Below are 15,676 nucleotides of genomic sequence, written 5' to 3'. Positions count from 1 at the left end.
ATGTCTACCCCCACACCTCCTTTGGAAATTGCTGTGCCAGAACCTCTCACCAGGGGGCACAAAAAGCGTGAGCGCACCCGTCGCGGTCTGGTAGACGCGGCATTGCGACTTGTCGCACGCAAGGAGGTGGGGGATATCGGCTTGTTCGAAGTCGCCGCCGAAGCAGCCGTATCCAACGGCACCATCTACAACTATTTCCGAACGCGTGACGAAGTCCTCGAGGCGGTGGGCATTGCCATGGCCGCCGAGTTCTCCGACGCCATTACCGTCTTGAGCGCGGATGTGCAGTGTGGAGCGCAGCGGCTTTCGATTGGCGTACGCATGTTTGTGTGTCGGGCCGCCGCTGACCATCAATGGGCGAATGCATTGCTACGCATCATCCATTTCGATCAGGCCATGCGCTCGCGATTGGCTACTCATGTCTTGGGTGATTTGCGTGAGGGGTTGCAGGCGGGGATTTTTGCTTATGAGGACGAGGGGATCGCCCTGGATTTGGTGTTGTCATGCACCACCGGAGCGATGCGCTCGGTTGCCGCGGGGCGCGCAGCGGTGGAGCACGATGTGCGGGTCGCTGAAATGGTTCTCCAGGCCTTGGGCGTGACGCGCGCCAAAGCCCGGAAAATCGCCGCAAAGCCACTGCCCACCTGATCTCGGTTCATGCTTGATCGATCAGGCGTTATTGATCCATTGCCGATAACGTTTCGCCTGGCGTCGGGATTTTAGCTGGTTGCTGATCAATGCCATGAGCGGTGACATCCCAGGTCGTGGCTGCTTCCCTTGACTCAGCAGGCCGAGCTGCTTTTTGATCAGCGACGCCACTGCCAGTGACGCCAGCGCCTTGTTCTTCCAGCGGACGACGATGGGCTCCACTGCGGTGTCATGACCTGCCATCCACTGGCTGGGCAGGGTCGGTTCGAGGGCCAGCGCCGTGGCAAGCCCGACCATCGACACAGAGCCGCTCACCACTCGCTCCGCCACCTCTTTTCTACGCACGCCACCGGTGACCATCAGCGGCATGTCGGCGATCTTTCCGATCCTCTCCGCGAATTCCAGAAAATAGGCCTCTCGAGCCAGGCGGCTGCCATCGCGGGTCTGCCCCTGCATCGCCGGGCTTTCGTAGCTGCCACCCGACAACTCGACCAGATCGACCGCCTTGGCGTTGAGCATTTCCACCACGCGAGCTGCATCCTCGGCATCGAATCCGCCGCGCTGAAAGTCCGCGGAATTGAGCTTCACCGCGACACAAAAAATCGGTGCCACGCGCTGACGTATGGCGTCGATCGTTTGCAGGAGAATTTGTGCACGATTTTCCAGGCGGCCGCCCCAGCGATCGTCTCGCCGGTTGGTCAGGGGCGACAGGAATTGACTGAACAGATAGCCATGCGCCGCATGAATTTCCACCCCCGTAAACCCGGCACGCTCTGCCAGCACCGCTGCTTGGGTATAGCGCCCAATCAGTTCCTCGATCTCCTGCTCATCCAGAGCCCTGGGCGGCACGAACGCTTTTGAAAGCCCGGGTATATCGACCGCAACGGCGGAGGGGCCTCTTGCCGGCTGCCCCATTGAAGCCAATAGCTGTCGTCCGGGATGGTTAATCTGCATCCAGGCCTGAGCCCCGCGACTGCGGCAAGCATCGGCCCATACCCGGAAATTGCGCAGGTTCCGATCATCCTCAAGCACCACGCCCGCAGGTCCGGTCAAGGCGTGGCGATCAACCATCACGTTGCCCGTGATGATCAGGCCAGCCCCACCTTCTGCCCAACTTCGATAAAGCCTGGTCAGCGCTTCTCCGGGAGCGTGATGCTCATTGGCAAGGTTTTCCTCCATGGCTGCCTTGGCGATTCGATTGGGAATCACTACACCATTGGGCAATCGAAGCGGTTCAAAGAGCTTGGAGGCGGTCATGTCTTGTCCTTCCGTTAACGAAAAGCAGGCGGTCTTCATTCAAAAGGGCGGCGCCCCTGAAGCAACCTCATTACCGCGCTATATCGGTCTACCTGAACGTGAGGAGTGCTCACCGATAGACGGCTTTGAATGACTGTCCAGTGAAAGCACCCGTTGACATTGATCTGAACACGAATGTTCAATTGAGTCAATGAGCAGGTATCGGAAAAGCGCCGGGCGCACTCGCAAAAGATGGGTTAGATAAGCTAAATATAGGTCGTAAGTGGTGTTTATTCGAAAAATATCTTTTCGTTGTAAAAAAGTAGATTGACGCAAATCGAACACACGTGTTCAATTGACCCATAAGGCAATCTTGGGAAAAGACCATGGAAACCCTGAATCCAACACAGCGCCGCATTCACCAAGCCGCTTTTCGCCTGTTCGCGGAAAAGGGCACTGCCCAAGTGAACATCCTCGACCTTGCGCAAGAGGCAGGGGTGGCGCGCGGCACGGTTTATAGCAACATCGAAAGCATGGAAGGCCTGTTCGAGGCGGTCGCCAGCCATCTCGCCAGAGAGATGCATGAACGGGTTAACAAAAGCTTCGATTCCCTTTCCGATCCCGCTCAGCGACTGGCCAACGGCATACGTTTCTTCATCCGTCGAGCTCACGAGGACTCCCACTGGGGCGCCTTCATTCATAAGTTCGCCATGAGCAACGCTTCGCTGCGGGAAATGTTTAGCAGCCAGGCGACGACGGATCTGCTGAGCGGCCTGTCTAGCGGTCGATACCTGTTTCAGCAAGAGCAATTGCTCTCTGTCCTGACGCTGATATCGAGCAGCGTCCTCGGATCCATTTTCCTTGTTCTGGAAGGGCACAGAACGTGGCGCGAATCAGGCGCTGATACGGCCGAGTTCGTGTTGCGGTCCCTGGGTGTGTCTCTCCAGGAGGCCAGAGCGCTGGCGACCATAGAGTTGCCGGTACTTCCCCCGATCGACTAAGCGCGGTAACGACACACGACAAAACCCCTGGCGTTTTCAGGGGTTCAGGGACCGCTTTGCCCTAGAAAACCGGATAACAAGAACAATGAACAACAAAAATGCAATGCCCCAGTTGACGACGCCACAGCCTGCCCGACATCCGCAACCGACGGTGAAGGCCCAAGGTCTGACTCACCTGATTTTTCAACGGCCGGACTTGAATGAGGCCGCGCGGTTTCTGACGGACTTCGGTTTGATCGCCAGCCATCAGAGCGCCGAAACGCTGTATCTGCGCGGCACTGAGCCAACGGCCTATTGTTATCGCGTGCACCGTTCGGAAAAGGCAGGTTTTGTCGGTTTCGGCCTGGCAGTCGAATCGCTCAAGGATCTGGAAAAGCTGATGCAAATTCCAGGTGCATCCAGGGTCGAGGCCTCGATACATCCTGGCGGCGGGCACTGCGTCAGATTGCCCGATCCTTCAGGCTTTATCGTCGAAGCGGTTTACGGCCAGTCGCCCGGTGAGCGCCTGGAACACAGGGCGCCACTTCCCTGGAATCTGGCGCAAGAGCAGCCGCGAATCAATGCCACACAGCGCCCGCCGATCAAGCCGCCTGAAGTGCTCAAACTGGGTCACGTCGTCATTGAAGTGGCCGACTATCAGGCGACCTGTGCCTGGTACACCCGGCATTTCGGGTTCATTCCCAGCGATGTACAAGTGCTCCCCGACGGCACCCCCATCGTCGCGTTCATGCGCCTTGATCTCGGTGACAGGCCGGCAGATCACCATACGCTCGCGATCGCGCAGGGGTTCATGGCGACCTACAGCCATAGCGCCTATGAGGTCGTCGATGCAGATGCGGTGGGCATGGGGCAACGGGTCCTGCGAGAGCGGGGCTGGGAGCACTCCTGGGGAATCGGCCGGCACATCCTGGGCAGTCAGATCTTTGATTACTGGCAAGACCCTTGGGGTGACAAGCACGAGCACTACTGCGACGGGGATATTTTTACCGCCACACAACCGACGGGCATCCATCCCGTGAGTCCCGAAGCAATGGCGCAGTGGGGCCAGCGCATGCCCAAGAGTTTTACAAAACCCAGGATGAGCTTCAGCAATGTACGAGCGCTGATCCGCAACCTGCGGCGCAGCCCGGATTTGACGATTGGCAAGTTGATCACGCTGATGCGGATGTTCGGGTAGGGCGGTCGCCCTGTCGGACAACGCTAAACGGCAGGGCCGTCGAGACGTGCGCAAAGCCGTTGCATTGATCGCCCGCGGCGCGTTGATCGACAGCGTCGCCAGCCCACACTCAGAACAACACCACAGTTCTCGCGCCATCGAGTGCGGGACAAACATTGCTCCAGGAGTACCTTCAATGTCTGCTGTACACGTAGTCCGCTTTGAGTTTGAGAACGGTATCCACTGGGGCGTATTGCGCCAAGACCGTATCACGATCGTCCCGGGCTTTTTCGAGACCACGGGTGACTTCATCAGCCAGAACAGTATCGATGACCTCGCTCGGCTGAACGGTTCCGAGCTCGAAGCGCATACAGTGAAACTGCTGTCGCCGGTGACCCGTAATCAACAGTTCGTCTGCCAGGGGGCCAACTACCGTCAGCACATGATCGAGTCGGGCATGGACCCGGACGCGAAGAAATACAACATGATGTTCACCAAGGCGACCAGTTGCCTGGTGGCCGCCGACAGCGTGCTGATCAAGCCGCGCAAAGTGCGCTTCCTTGATTATGAGATCGAACTTGGGCTCGTGATGAAACGCGCAATCAGCGGCCCGGTGACCGTCACCGACGCCAACCTGCATGAGTTCATTGCGGGCGTGGTCATTGTCAACGACTACTCGGCACGCGACATTCAGATCCCTCAGATGCAGTTCTACAAGGGCAAGAGCTTCCGTACTTTTGGTCCGGTTGGCCCCTACCTCTGTCTGCTGGATGCCCAGGGCATGCATTACCTCAAAGCATTGCAGTTGCGCCTGACGGTCAACGGCGAGGTGCGTCAAAGCGACACCACGGCCAACCTGGTGTATGGCCCCGCTGAAACCCTGACTGAATTCTCCTCTGTTCAAGATTTCGCCCCGGGTGACCTGATCGCCACCGGTACGCCGGCGGGATGCGCGCTGACCATCCCTTCGCCCGCCAAACAACGCATTGCGGCCCTTATGCCAGAAGCCACGAAGTGGAAGCTTTTCCTCAAGGCGCAGGAAGGGCGCACGCAATATCTCAAGCCCGGAGACGTCGTCGAAGCGCGCATTCGCAGCGCCGATGGTGTCGTTGACCTGGGCGTGCAACGTAACCGAGTCGTAGAGGAAGCTTGACGATGATGGTGCGAACGCTGAACGACATTGAACGTATCGAGCAGGTCCCTATGGCGGAGCGTGGCCTGGCTTCAAGCACCTATGAAGCACTGACACGCACAGCCGAGCTTGACCCCAACGCGCCTGCATTGAGTTTCTTCGCCGACGCGACCTGCTTCAGGAACACCCACTACTGGAGCTATGCCGAGCTCGTCGAAGATATCACCCGCGCGGCGAATGCCTTCCACGACCTGGGCATAACGCCGGGTGAAGTGCTGGCTTTCATCCTGCCCAACCTGCCGGAAACCCACTTCACCATCTGGGGAGGGGAAGCGGCCGGTGTCGTCATGGCGATCAATCCGCTGCAAGAGGCCAAACAGATGGCGGCCTTGCTGCGGGCCGCCAAGGCTAGTGTGGTGGTAACGCTCGCACCGACGCCCGGCAGTGACCTGTGGCCCAAGCTGGCCTCGCAGCTGGATCAACTTCCCGAGATCAAGCACGTCGTTTGGGTGGACATGGGGCCCTATGTCGATGTCACTCAGCGTGTATTGCTTGCATCCCTTGCAAAGCAAGAACGTGAGTTGCACAAGGGGGCCGCGATTCACGAGCTACGGACGCTAATGGATGCTCAGCCAGGCACGCGCCTGAAAAGCGACCGGCAATTGCGCCCTGAAGATCGTTCCTCTTACTTCTGCACAGGCGGTACCACTGGGCTGCCCAAGATCGCGATGCGTACCCATGGCGCGGAAGTCTTCAATGCGTGGGCCATGGCTGCGCACATGCAACCACTTGGGCGTGGCCAGGTCATTTTCTGTGGGTTACCGCTGTTCCATGTAAACGCTCAGCTGGTGACCGGCCTGATGCCTTGGACCCAAGGTGATCATGTCATCCTCGGCACACCGCACGGTTATCGCGGCGAGGGTGTAATTCCCCGCTTCTGGGAGATGGTCGAGCACTTCGGCATCAACTTCTTCTCCGGCGTTCCAACCGTCTATTCCGCATTGTTGCAAACCGGGCTGGAGGGTCGCGACCTGTCTAGCCTTCGGTATGCCATGTGTGGTGCCGCGCCGATGCCGATCGAACTTTTCCGGGAGTTTGAAAGCCGGACCGGGGTGAAGATCCTCGAAGGCTATGGACTCACGGAAGGCGCGTGCGTCTCCTCGGTTAATCCACCCCATGGCGAGCGCCACATCGGCTCCATCGGTATACGGGTTGCCTACCAGGACATGCGCGCCGTCATGCTCGATGACGCTGGTGAGTACTTGCGCGACGCCGGCATCGACGAAGTGGGCCTGATCGCCATCACGGGTCCGAACTTGTTCGAGGGCTACGTCGAGCAAAGCCATAACCGCGGCGTCTGGATTGAGATCGATGGTCAGCGCTGGCTGAATACCGGCGATCTGGGTCGCCAGGATGAACATGGCTACTTCTGGCTGACCGGGCGCAAAAAGGAGCTGATTATCCGCGGCGGCCACAATATCGATCCCAAGCAAATCGAAGAGGCTCTGCAAGCCCATCCAGCCGTGGCGATGGCGGCTGCTGTTGGTAGCCCGGACGCCCATTCGGGTGAAGTGCCGGTCGCTTATGTGCAATTGCGACCGGACCACGAGTGCTCCGTCGAGGAACTTGAGCAATTTGCTCAGCGCCACATCAGTGAGCGAGCAGCCGTGCCCAAGCGGATCGAAATCCTCGAAGCACTGCCATTGACGGCGGTTGGCAAAATCTTCAAGCCCGTCTTGCAGCAGCGCGAGGTGGCCCGAACAGTTCGGCAGGAAGTGGAGCGCATGTGTCTGAAGGACGTTGCTGTAGAGGTGATTCAGCATGAACGACGTGGGCTGGTCGCCTGCATCCGGGCCGGGCGAGAGCAAGAGTCCCTGGCCCTTCTTTTAGGTCGCTACAGTTTCCAGGTGGAGTGGCTCAATTGATCCTGACTTCGTAAGTTCGATACCTCGGCCCTGATAGTAGTCAGTCAGGGCCTTTCACAACTTCGATCAACTGCAACCGGCACTTGCAAGTGCACCGGAAGGCGAAGCTTTGCCTGCGCACCAATCAATAACAACAATACGAGGTGAGAAATGAAACTGAGCAACCGTGCAACCCCGTGTCTCTCCGGCGTGCGAGAAGTGTCTTCCTGGATTGGATTCGCAGGTGCCGTGGCGATACTCGGCGCTTCCACAAGCGCTGGGGCCAATGGCATTGCCTTGAACGAACAAAGTGCAAGTAGCGCGGGAACTGCTTATGCCGGAAGATCGTCTTCCGCGCTGGACGCCAGCACCATCTTTGGCAACCCTGCGGGCTTGACCAAATTGAAGCGTACCGAGATTTCCGGCGGAGCCGCGGTCATCTCGGTGAGCGATGACATCAGTAATGCGCAGAGCAGTGCCCCGGGAACGAATAAAGGGGACTCGGTACCTTTGGGGGTCGTGCCCTTCGTCTATATGTCAACGCCGCTTGACGATCGTTTTTCGATTGGTCTGGGCCTTTATGCCCCCAGTGGTCTGATCAATGACTACGAGAACAGTTTCCAGGGCCGATACCATGGTTCCTATAGCACGACCAAGGAAGTAACCCTGCAGCCCACCATTGCCTATCGGATCAACGATTACGTGTCCATTGGTGGCGGACCGACCATCAACCGTTTCACCGCAAAGCTTAAGAATGACTTGGCCACCGGCGCCCTGAACAACGGCCAGGACACAGAGGTCACTATCAAAGGCGATGACACGGCACTTGGCTACAATCTCGGCATCTTGTTTGACTTGAGTGAGGCGACAAGTTGGGGGATTAACTATCACTCAAAAGTGGATTATCACCTCGAAGGGCATACTGAGGTTGCCGGCTCCCCGAGCGTTATCCCGCTGGACGGAAACTACAAAAGCAAGATAGACATCACGATGCCCGAGTCGGTGGATACGTCCATCACCCATCATTTCAATAATCGCTGGACGGGGTACCTGGGGACCACCTGGAAACGTTGGAGCCGGATCGAGAAGGTCGAGACCAATAACAGCGGTCTTTCCCCCTTGGGCGAGGCGGCTGGCTTGGGACGTATGACCGAAGAAATGAACTGGCGTGACACCTGGTCTACGGCGGTGGGCGCATCCTATCAGTGGAGCCAGCAATGGCTGCTGCGCGCTGGCTACGCCTATGATCCGTCGCCGATCAGAAACGCCGATCGCAGCGTGCGCATTCCGGTTGGGAATCGCCAGGCGGTGACCCTGGGTGGTGCTTATTCGCCGAATTCCGATCTGACGATCGACTTTGCGTATGGTTATCTCTGGGATTCGAAAGTGTCCGTAAACCAGTCGAACAACTCCGGTCTTCAACCGCAATACAGTGCCAACTACAACAATAGTGCGAATGGTGTTTCGGTTCAGGCCACCTATCGGTACTGACCGCGCAGCGCATTTGCACTACGAACAGATTGAATGCTTTTCCGGCGCTCGTGACTGAACCTGTCATGGGGGCTCTTTACAGCGGGCGGACGCTACGCGTTCCACGGCGTTAGTAGCCATGCCTGATCCAGGTGCTTTACCAGGCACCTTGCTGTCGGTGCACTCTCCACAAGAGGGTCTCTGTTTTATCTCTGCGCCTGTCTGAAGCTCGTCGCTATCCGTGGCGATTTGGAAGACGCCGAACTCGCGCTCCGCGAGTTCGGTGCGGCGCCACCGAATTAAGTAAATCAAAGTCCTGAGGTGTTGTGTTGCTATATCGCTACGATTTACTTAAGTGAATGGCAGCTTTTGGCCGATTCTGTTGAAAAACTCGGTCATCCGAAACGGCCTGATCATTGAATGGTGAAAACGCTTTTTTACACGCTGCTACGTGAAATCTGCGTCTGGAAGCCTCTGCCGAAAGTGAAGATTTCAATCTCGAAAGCGCACTTTTTTGCTGCGCAAACCATGACTGACTTTTTCAACAGAATCGAACGAAAGCTGCCTATCGAAACACCCTCGGATGTATTCGTCACGCTTTGGTGCAGCCGATGGAGTTGGTCGGAGGGGTGGTGTCGTAGGGGCGGGGTTGCGGAAATGGCTGAAAAGATGCGGAAACGATCCAGAAAGGGAGGGGTAAAAATCACAAACCCCAGAAACGACAAAGCCCTGAACAATCAGGGCTTTGTCCTATAAAGATGGCGGAGGCGATGGGATTCGAACTCATGGACCTGTTACAGTCGACGGTTTTCAAGACCGTTGCCTTAAACCACTCGGCCACACCTCCGTTTGCGTTGCGGGCGCCATAATACCTGAATGAAACACACTGTCAAACTCTCTGCATGGCTTGTTACAGAGCGTCTGTTATGATCTTTGCGACTGAACGTTTCAAACCAACAGGAGTGTCGCCATGCGCGAACAGGATTACGCAGTTAATAACAGCGTGCAGGCTGAGCAGCTAGAGGTTAGCCGCGTCCTGCGCAACACTTACGGCCTACTCGCCCTCACCCTCGCATTCAGCGGCGTGATGGCGTTTGTCGCACAGCAGATGCGTGTCGGTTACCCGAACGTCTTTGTGGTGCTGATCGGCTTCTACGGCCTTTTCTTCCTCACCAACAAACTCCGTGACTCGGCGTGGGGCCTGGTTTCTGCGTTCGCGCTGACCGGTTTCATGGGTTTCCTGCTCGGCCCGATCCTCAACCGTTACCTGGGCATGCAGGGCGGCGCGGAAGTGGTCAGCTCGGCCTTCGCGATGACCGCGCTGGTGTTCGGCGGCCTGTCGGCTTATGTGCTGATCACCCGTAAGGACATGAGCTTCCTGGGTGGTTTCATCACGGCCGGTTTCTTCGTGCTGCTGGGTGCGACGCTGGCGAGCTTCTTCTTCAAGATCAGCGGTCTGCAACTGGCGATCAGCGCAGGTTTCGTGCTGTTCTCCTCGGTCTGCATTTTGTTCCAGACCAGCGCCATCATTCACGGCGGCGAGCGCAACTACATCATGGCGACCATCAGCCTGTATGTATCGATCTACAACCTGTTCATCAGCTTGCTGCAGCTGTTCGGCATCATGGGCCGCGATGATTGATCGCCAGCCTTGAGTAAAAAACCCGCTTCGGCGGGTTTTTTATCGTCTGGGAATCGGGATATCCACGTCTTTGCGAACCAAACAGCACTCACGCCATCGGTGGCAGCCGGCGTTTGATCGGGGTTTTCTTGACGATGGCGGTGTTGGTTTCGGCGTGGGTGTTGAGGCGGTCGAGGAGGGTGTCCAGTTGTTCCATCGAGCGCACATGCAGGCGGGCGATGAAGCAGTCGTCACCGGTGACTTTGTCGCACTCGGTGAATTCGGGAATCGCCTGAATCTGCCGCTCCACTTCCTGCAACTGGCCCGGCAACGGGCGGATGCGGACGATGGCCTGGAGTTGATAGCCGAAGCATTTAGGGTCGATTTCGACGGTATAGCCCTTGAGTACGCCGCGTTCTTCGAGGCGGCGCAGGCGCTCGGCAACGCTGGGCGAGGACAGGCCGCTGATCTGTGCCAGGGCTTTGAGCGAGCGGCGGGAGTCTTCCATCAACGCGCTGATCAGCACTTGGTCGATGTCGTCGGTCATGGCGAATCCCCTGTTAGGCAATCGGCTGGATAAGCCTTGATAAAAAAGGCAGATACCGAGTTTAGCCTGCTTTTTGCGCTGGAGAAGCCCCTCGGCGGATTGGCATACTTTGGCCTCAAACACAGGAGGTTGATGATGGACAGAACACTACGTCGCGGCTCATTCGAGATGACCGCCGCCATGCTGATTTCCGGGACCATTGGCTGGTTCGTGCTGGTGTCCGGGCAACCGGTGCTGGACGTGGTGTTCTGGCGCTGCGTGTTCGGTGCCGTCACGCTGTTGCTGATCTGCGCGGCGTTCGGCTTTCTGCGCCCGGGCATTTTGACGTCCACCACTTTCTTGTTGGCCGTACTGAGTGGTGTGGCGATTGTCGGTAACTGGGTGTTGTTGTTCGCGTCCTATTCTCGCGCCTCGATTGCCATCGGCACGGCGGTTTATAACGTCCAGCCGTTCATGTTGGTGGGGCTGGCCGCGCTGTTTCTCGGGGAGAAAATCACCCTGCAAAAACTGTTCTGGCTGGGCATTTCGTTTCTCGGGATGCTGGCGATTGTCAGCGCACATGGTGAGCAAGGCGAGGGTGGCAACGATTACCTGATGGGGATCGCTCTGGCCTTGGGTGCTGCCTTCCTGTACGCGATTGCCGCATTGATCATCAAACGCCTGACCGGCACGCCACCGCATCTGATCGCGTTGATCCAGGTCTGCACCGGCGTGCTGTTGCTCGCGCCCTTTGCGCACTTCTCGGCGATGCCGCAAGCGCCCAGTGCCTGGGCCAGCCTGGTGACCCTGGGTATCGTGCATACCGGTTTGATGTATGTGCTGCTTTACGGGGCAATTCAAAAGCTGCCGACCGCCCTGACCGGCGCGTTGTCGTTCATCTATCCGATTGCGGCGATTTTCGTGGACTGGTTTGCCTTCGGTCATCGCCTGGAGCCGCTGCAATGGATCGGTGTCGCCGCGATTCTGCTGGCCGCCGCCGGGATGCAACAGGGTTGGGGCCTGAAGCTTCGGCGGGTGGCTACACAATAAACGGCCTCTCAGATGTTCCAGCGCGGTGCGGTTTTCGCCAGACGCTGGCGCATCTCGCCGATGTTCGCGGCCAATTGTCGGGTCAGCAATCGGTAGCCATCCAGTGGACTGTAGACCGGCATATCAAGCGTAGAGTCCAATGGCGGTTCGGCTGGCCGGCTGAGCCGTTGTGAAGCGCCCGATTTCAATGCCCGGGCCATACCGATCAGTTGCACCCGGATCTGTCGGTGCTCGGTTTTCAATGCCGATTGCAGGTGGGCCATTGCCTCAGAGTCATCGGCATTCGGCCGGCTATTGCCGAGGATTTCCAGGATGCTGACGCACATCCGCAGGTTGCGCTGAATCGCATCGAGTTCGGTCATGGAAACCCGCACCTCCTTGGACACAGAGGGCATCAGTGAGCGCAGTTGCACCATGACTGCGTTCAAGCGATTCATGAGCTTCAAGTGCTCGTCAGCGGCGACGGACTCGCCGTTGATGATACGGCCATAGATTGCCGCGCAGTCGCGCAACGCATCGGCCAGGTTGTAGCGCCAGGAGTACACCGCGTACAGCGGCAGGGCAAAGGAGAAAGCCAGTGCCAGGGCAATGCCGATCAGAATATCCACCCCGCGCCACAGGCCATCGGTGACCGGGTTGTCACCGTGCCCGGCAACGATAAACACGGTGATCGCCGACAGCAGCGCCGTATAACCACCCTTGCCGATGGCGTGGTACGAGAAAAACCCGCACACCACCGACATTGCGAAATAGGTCAGCCACGGCATCCCGAGCCAGGCCTGTTGCGCCACCAGCAACAAGCCGACACCGGCCCCGATCAAGGTGCCGATGGCTCGCTCGGCGGCTTTCTTGCCGATATTACCGTGGTGCTGCAAGCCGCCGATCACCACCAGCATGGTCACCGACGCCCATTCGCCGTGGGGCAGATGGATGCCGGTGGTCAGCAGAATCGTCGCCAGCAACCCCAACGAAACCCGCACCGCATGGATCAGTTTGGCGTGGCGGTAGCGCCGGTACGGGTCCAGCAATGGACGCAGTATTCGGCGCAACAGTGGTGGCAGTCGAAGGCCTTTGATGATGCTCAGGTCTGGTGTCCTCAGAAAATTTTGGTGTCCTCAGAAAATATAGTCGGTGGTCAGGAAGCTCGAGTTCCGGCCGCTGATGATCTCGCTGAGAAGCTCTTTGCTGCTTTCCTGGAACTTGGTCGCCACCAGGGTCCGGATCGAAAATACCCGCAGCGCATCATGCACCGACAACGTGCCCTCGGCGGAGTTCTTGCGGCCGTTGAACGGGTAGGTGTCCGGGCCGCGTTGGCACTGGGCGTTGAGGTTGATCCGGCCGACCTGGTTGGCGAAGGTGTCCACCAGCCTGCCGACCGCCACCGGGTTGGTGCCGAAGATGCTCAGTTGCTGGCCGAAGTCGGATTCCAGGACGTAATCGATCACGGTGTCCAGATGACGGTAAGGCACGATCGGCACGACCGGGCCAAACTGTTCTTCCTGATAGACGCGCATCTGCGGTGTCACCGGGTACAACACGGCCGGGTAGAAGAACGATGCCCGGGACTCACCACCATTGGGGTTGACCACGGCGGCGCCTTTGCTGACCGAGTCCGCCACCAGCGAATGCAGATAATCGACTTTGCTCGCCTCCGGCAGCGGTGTCAGGGCCACGCCGCTGTCCCACGGCATGCCGGGTTTCAGTGAGGCGAGCCTGGCGTTGAATTTCTCGATGAACGCTTCGACCACGTCTTCATGGACGAAGAGGATTTTCAGCGCGGTGCAGCGCTGACCGTTGAACGACAGGGAGCCGGTGACGGCTTCGCTGACCGCGTTGTCCAGATCCACCTCTGGCAACACGATGCCGGGGTTCTTCGCATCCAGGCCCAGTGCCGCACGCAAGCGGTGAGGCCGCGGGTGGAGCTTTTTCAGGTCGCTGGCAGCCTTGTTGGTGCCGATAAACGCAAAGATATCGATCTTGCCGCTGGCCATCAGGGCACTGACGGTCTCGCGGCCACTGCCGTAAATGACGTTGATCACCCCGGCCGGGAAGCTGTCGCGAAAGGCTTCCAGCAGCGGACGAATCAACAGCACCCCCAGCTTGGCCGGCTTGAAAACCACAGTGTTGCCCATGATCAGCGCCGGAATCAGCGTGGTGAAGGTCTCGTTCAGCGGATAGTTGTAAGGCCCCATGCACAACGCCACGCCCAGCGGAACGCGGCGGATCTGGCCGAGGGTGTCCTGTTCCAGTTCGAAGCGGCTGGAGCGGCGGTCGAGTTCCTTGAGGGCGTTGATGGTGTCGACGATGTAGTCGCAGGTGCGGTCGAACTCTTTCTCCGAGTCCTTGAGGTTCTTGCCGATCTCCCACATCAGCAACTTGACCACCGCCTCGCGCTGTTCGCGCATGCGACCGAGGAAGGTCTCGACATGCTGGATACGCTCGGCCACGCGCATGGTCGGCCACAAACCCTGGCCCCGGTCATAGGCACGGACAGCCGCGTCGAGCGCGGTCAGGGCGGTGTCGGCATCGAGCAGCGGCGTGCTGCCGAGGATCACTTGTTCGTCGCCATTCGCGCCGCTCAGGTACACCGGGCTGCGCACCTGGGCGAGGGGGCCGGACCAGGTTTTCAGTTCACCGTCGACCAGGTATTCGCGCTGTTCGGTCTGGCCGTTGAGGCGATACTTTTCCGGGATGCCGTCGGCGGTGGGAAACAGGTTGCCAAGGATCGATGCTGTGGTCATGTCGCTACCCCGTCTGGATTGGGTGATGCACTGATGAATCGTTTTAGCAGACCTCGGCCTGGCTTGTCATGATTCATCTTAGGGTTTTTTGGGCTCGGCGTTGTGGATCGCGAATCTGTCGGCTCATCCGCTCATGAAAGCCGATCTTTTCCCCTTGAGAACACACAAGTAACGATCCCCCGGTTAAACTTCGCGCTCTTTCTCAAAGGAGTTCATATGAGTTACTACCAGCCGGGCATCCTCGCCACCCCAGTTCCGCCTCAAGCTCGTCATATGTTCTTCGCCCTCGAATCCGCCGAGGCACTGCCGGCAGCGCTGGATAACCTGACGCGCCTGGTGGACGGAAAATCGGCGGTGGTCGGTTTCGGCGAGTCCCTGGTCAAGGCGCTGCACGCGCAGATCGACGGCTTGCGCGCCTTTCCTGCGCTGGTCGGTGTCGGCGTCGACAACCCGTCGACCCAACACGCGCTCTGGTGCTGGTTGCACGGTGTTGACCGTGGCGAACTGCTCAATCGCAGCCACGCGATCGAAGCCGCGCTGGCACCGGCCCTGCGTCTGGTGCAGATGAACGAAACCTTCCGCCACATGACTGGCCATGACCTGACCGGTTACGAAGACGGCACCGAAAACCCTCACGATGAAGCCGCTGTCGCCGCCGCGCTGCTGGGCGAGGGCGCTGAGGGGCTGGTCGGTGGCAGCTTCGCCGCGATCCAGCAATGGCAGCATGACTTGAAAGGCTTCCACGCGATGCCGTCCCACGAGAAGGACAACATCATGGGCCGGCGCCTGAGCGACAACGAAGAACTCGACGACGCGCCGATCTCCGCCCACGTCAAACGCACCGCCCAGGAAAGCTTCGCACCGGAAGCCTTCGTGGTCCGTCGCTCGATGCCGTGGATCGAAGGCGATCGCGCCGGCCTGATGTTCCTGGCATTCGGTTTTTCCCTCGATGCATTCGAAGCCCAACTGCGACGCATGAGCGGTCTGGAGGACGGCATCACCGACGGTTTGTACCGCATCAGCCGACCGATCACTGGCGGCTACTACTGGTGCCCGCCGCTCAAGGACGGTCGCCTCGACCTGTGCGCATTGCGTGTCGGCTAAATAGCGGATCGCGTACACGTGTAGGAGCGAGGCTTGCCCGCGAAGGCGGTGTGTCAGGTAAAACGCTTTCGCGGGCAAGCCTCGCTC

Annotated in this window: 13 protein-coding genes and 1 tRNA gene; 9 read left to right on the top strand and 5 right to left on the bottom strand. The window is 58.7% G+C overall.

Annotated features, from left to right (window positions below):
• Positions 1-648: a TetR/AcrR family transcriptional regulator gene (locus tag AC07VO_RS06805; RefSeq protein ID WP_192351867.1), complete on the top strand. Its 648-nt coding sequence runs from the start codon at positions 1-3 to the stop codon at positions 646-648.
• Between the two features lie 21 nt (positions 649-669).
• Here AC07VO_RS06805 and AC07VO_RS06800 read toward each other — a convergent pair whose 3' ends face one another.
• Positions 670-1,905, bottom strand: a complete 1,236-nt coding sequence (locus tag AC07VO_RS06800) for an NADH:flavin oxidoreductase/NADH oxidase family protein (protein WP_310398336.1) — start codon at positions 1,903-1,905, stop codon at positions 670-672.
• 365 nt (positions 1,906-2,270) lie between these two features.
• On the opposite strand from AC07VO_RS06800, the gene AC07VO_RS06795 reads away from it, so the two are divergent.
• From AC07VO_RS06795 to AC07VO_RS06775, 5 genes are all read left to right on the top strand, one after another.
• Positions 2,271-2,885: a TetR/AcrR family transcriptional regulator gene (locus AC07VO_RS06795; protein WP_192351046.1), complete on the top strand. Its 615-nt coding sequence runs from the start codon at positions 2,271-2,273 to the stop codon at positions 2,883-2,885.
• Positions 2,886-2,970: 85 nt separating this feature from the next.
• Positions 2,971-4,062, top strand: a complete 1,092-nt coding sequence (locus AC07VO_RS06790) for a VOC family protein (protein ID WP_310398335.1) — start codon at positions 2,971-2,973, stop codon at positions 4,060-4,062.
• Positions 4,063-4,237: 175 nt separating this feature from the next.
• The gene (locus AC07VO_RS06785) at positions 4,238-5,194 is read left to right on the top strand and encodes a fumarylacetoacetate hydrolase family protein (RefSeq protein ID WP_192351306.1); all 957 of its coding nucleotides are present in this window, start codon (positions 4,238-4,240) and stop codon (positions 5,192-5,194) included.
• A 2-nt stretch (positions 5,195-5,196) separates the two neighbouring features.
• Positions 5,197-7,098: an acyl-CoA synthetase gene (locus tag AC07VO_RS06780; protein WP_495007491.1), complete on the top strand. Its 1,902-nt coding sequence runs from the start codon at positions 5,197-5,199 to the stop codon at positions 7,096-7,098.
• Between the two features lie 150 nt (positions 7,099-7,248).
• Positions 7,249-8,568 (top strand): OmpP1/FadL family transporter, encoded by a 1,320-nt coding sequence (locus AC07VO_RS06775; protein WP_192351052.1) that lies wholly within the window; start codon positions 7,249-7,251, stop codon positions 8,566-8,568.
• A 738-nt stretch (positions 8,569-9,306) separates the two neighbouring features.
• Here AC07VO_RS06775 and AC07VO_RS06770 read toward each other — a convergent pair.
• Positions 9,307-9,394 (bottom strand) — tRNA-Ser (locus AC07VO_RS06770).
• A gap of 123 nt (positions 9,395-9,517) precedes the next feature.
• Here AC07VO_RS06770 and AC07VO_RS06765 point away from each other — a divergent pair.
• Positions 9,518-10,189, top strand: a complete 672-nt coding sequence (locus tag AC07VO_RS06765) for a Bax inhibitor-1/YccA family protein (RefSeq protein WP_018927616.1) — start codon at positions 9,518-9,520, stop codon at positions 10,187-10,189.
• Between the two features lie 88 nt (positions 10,190-10,277).
• Here AC07VO_RS06765 and AC07VO_RS06760 read toward each other — a convergent pair whose 3' ends face one another.
• Positions 10,278-10,715, bottom strand: a complete 438-nt coding sequence (locus AC07VO_RS06760; RefSeq protein WP_007941786.1) for an Lrp/AsnC family transcriptional regulator — start codon at positions 10,713-10,715, stop codon at positions 10,278-10,280.
• A gap of 135 nt (positions 10,716-10,850) precedes the next feature.
• Between AC07VO_RS06760 and AC07VO_RS06755 the strand changes: the two genes are divergently transcribed.
• Positions 10,851-11,744, top strand: coding sequence for a DMT family transporter (locus tag AC07VO_RS06755; RefSeq protein ID WP_086946266.1), 894 nt, complete (start codon positions 10,851-10,853; stop codon positions 11,742-11,744).
• An 8-nt stretch (positions 11,745-11,752) separates the two neighbouring features.
• Here AC07VO_RS06755 and AC07VO_RS06750 read toward each other — a convergent pair whose 3' ends face one another.
• Together AC07VO_RS06750 and AC07VO_RS06745 are read right to left on the bottom strand one after the other, a co-directional pair.
• Positions 11,753-12,772: an FUSC family protein gene (locus tag AC07VO_RS06750; protein ID WP_019578458.1), complete on the bottom strand. Its 1,020-nt coding sequence runs from the start codon at positions 12,770-12,772 to the stop codon at positions 11,753-11,755.
• Between the two features lie 87 nt (positions 12,773-12,859).
• A complete protein-coding gene (locus AC07VO_RS06745; RefSeq protein ID WP_086946267.1) occupies positions 12,860-14,485 on the bottom strand; it encodes an NADP-dependent glyceraldehyde-3-phosphate dehydrogenase in 1,626 nt (541 codons plus the stop codon).
• Positions 14,486-14,701: 216 nt separating this feature from the next.
• Between AC07VO_RS06745 and AC07VO_RS06740 the strand changes: the two genes are divergently transcribed.
• Positions 14,702-15,589, top strand: coding sequence for a Dyp-type peroxidase (locus AC07VO_RS06740; protein ID WP_086946268.1), 888 nt, complete (start codon positions 14,702-14,704; stop codon positions 15,587-15,589).
• Positions 15,590-15,676: the final 87 nt, after the last annotated feature.

The sequence above is a fragment of the Pseudomonas sp. GW821-FHT03E01 genome, from assembly GCF_059420765.1.
Note: the sequence above shows the minus strand (reverse complement) of the source record. Positions and strands in the feature narration are given on the sequence as shown.

Bases quoted from the DNA above. Each gene is read 5' to 3' on its own strand.
- AC07VO_RS06790 (WP_310398335.1), top strand. From the start codon at position 2,971: ATGAACAACAAAAATGCAATGCCCCAGTTGACGACGCCACAGCCTGCC.
- AC07VO_RS06775 (WP_192351052.1), top strand. From the start codon at position 7,249: ATGAAACTGAGCAACCGTGCAACCCCGTGTCTCTCCGGCGTGCGAGAA.
- AC07VO_RS06780 (WP_495007491.1), top strand. From the start codon at position 5,197: ATGATGGTGCGAACGCTGAACGACATTGAACGTATCGAGCAGGTCCCT.
- AC07VO_RS06800 (WP_310398336.1), bottom strand. From the start codon at position 1,905: ATGACCGCCTCCAAGCTCTTTGAACCGCTTCGATTGCCCAATGGTGTA.
- AC07VO_RS06785 (WP_192351306.1), top strand. From the start codon at position 4,238: ATGTCTGCTGTACACGTAGTCCGCTTTGAGTTTGAGAACGGTATCCAC.
- AC07VO_RS06765 (WP_018927616.1), top strand. From the start codon at position 9,518: ATGCGCGAACAGGATTACGCAGTTAATAACAGCGTGCAGGCTGAGCAG.
- AC07VO_RS06755 (WP_086946266.1), top strand. From the start codon at position 10,851: ATGGACAGAACACTACGTCGCGGCTCATTCGAGATGACCGCCGCCATG.
- AC07VO_RS06740 (WP_086946268.1), top strand. From the start codon at position 14,702: ATGAGTTACTACCAGCCGGGCATCCTCGCCACCCCAGTTCCGCCTCAA.
- AC07VO_RS06745 (WP_086946267.1), bottom strand. From the start codon at position 14,485: ATGACCACAGCATCGATCCTTGGCAACCTGTTTCCCACCGCCGACGGC.
- AC07VO_RS06805 (WP_192351867.1), top strand. From the start codon at position 1: ATGTCTACCCCCACACCTCCTTTGGAAATTGCTGTGCCAGAACCTCTC.
- AC07VO_RS06795 (WP_192351046.1), top strand. From the start codon at position 2,271: ATGGAAACCCTGAATCCAACACAGCGCCGCATTCACCAAGCCGCTTTT.
- AC07VO_RS06760 (WP_007941786.1), bottom strand. From the start codon at position 10,715: ATGACCGACGACATCGACCAAGTGCTGATCAGCGCGTTGATGGAAGAC.